The organism is Microcoleus sp. Pol7_A1, assembly GCF_036701085.1.
Lineage (GTDB): Bacteria > Cyanobacteriota > Cyanobacteriia > Cyanobacteriales > Microcoleaceae > Microcoleus > Microcoleus asticus.
The window spans coordinates 1-1,290 of sequence record NZ_JAUBQD010000165.1 but is presented as its reverse complement, the minus strand read 5'-3'; the positions used below and the strand labels follow the sequence as shown (position 1 = coordinate 1,290).

Sequence of the window (1,290 nt, the reverse complement as noted above, 5' to 3'; positions counted from 1 at the left end):
TCTGAGTCCTCGATAATTAGTCTCTGCCTTCGCTGGACTTGAATCAGGGAACGTTGGGTCTGCAATTGAGGCGATGAACCCCCGCTTGCAAGTCCTTTTACACAAAATAAGCACCACAGGGTACGGTCCTCTAGCTAGTATAGCATGGCGAAAGTAAAGTACCTATTTTATGGGAGACTGGGGCTAACTGAGAGAAATTGCACTCAGAACAGACATACGGAACGAGAACATGGCACAATTAGCTCCAAAATCATTAACCCTAAGTGAGTGTGAGCGTCAAGAGTTAGAAAAGCTGCTCAATCGCTGTAGCACCCCACAACAAATAGCACTGCTAACAAAAATAATCCTGCTGGCAGACAAAGGGAAGAATAACCGTGATATTGAACGGGAATTGAGCATCACTCGATTCATGGCTCGTAGATGGCGGCATCGATGGTTAGAGTGAATCCCCAACGATAAATGATATTATTTTGGTGGCTGGGAATAAGCGCTGCATACTGCGCGCGGGCCTCCAGCCGCCCAGCTTTGCCCTATGGGTTGCAACCTACCTAAAGCCCTATCAGGGATTGAAACTCTGGAATAACATCCAGCCAGTAGCCGAGCATGAGAGTTGCCACCTACCTAAAGCCCTATCAGGGATTGAAACGAACATACCCAGGAAACCCAATGGGTTTCCGCAATGAAGTTGCAACCTACCTAAAGCCCTATCAGGGATTGAAACTACCGGTCTACGCTGTTTGCAGACGTGTAAACAGCGTAGACATATGGTGCAAACTTTTTAATATTTCACGGTGAGCGGCAAACTCTTCACGCCCAAATTTGCGATCGACGCCATGCGATTGCAAAAACCCCGCCACCCTTCCCAATTTATTAAACCTACGCACCCAGAAGTACCTGGTACGTTTGCGTCGAAATGGACGCCCAACTCGGCGCGGATGCCGTGTTCTGAAATTACGGGGTCGGGGGTAATGTGAAAGAAGTCCCCTTCTACGCCCCGAGTTTCGAGGTAATAAGGCTCGCTTGGGATTTCATATTCCCCAGCGGGAATCGGCCCTTTACCGCGCACCCCTTCATCGCCCGGCCGCTGCCAATCCGCGCAGCCGGAAGTAGCGAGATAGTCGATCGCCTCGCCGCTGGGATAAATCAATTGCAAATTTCCGTAAATTAGCTCTGAAGATTGAGCTAAATTCATCGTAAAAATTAATTTGTGCATCTGGCGGGGTGACAACCCCGCCAAAACCCGGAGCGGGTGAGGGGTTGACCGACTTGTGGTAAAAAAAGATAGGTCAG

The 1,290-nt window shown here is 49.3% G+C and carries 1 protein-coding gene; it reads right to left on the bottom strand.

The genetic code is table 11. From position 1 onward, the window contains the following. Positions 1 to 778: 778 nt before the first annotated feature. Positions 779 to 1,290 (bottom strand): hypothetical protein (locus QUA20_RS31780; RefSeq protein WP_333194324.1); only part of this gene is annotated, 512 nt, incomplete at its 5' end.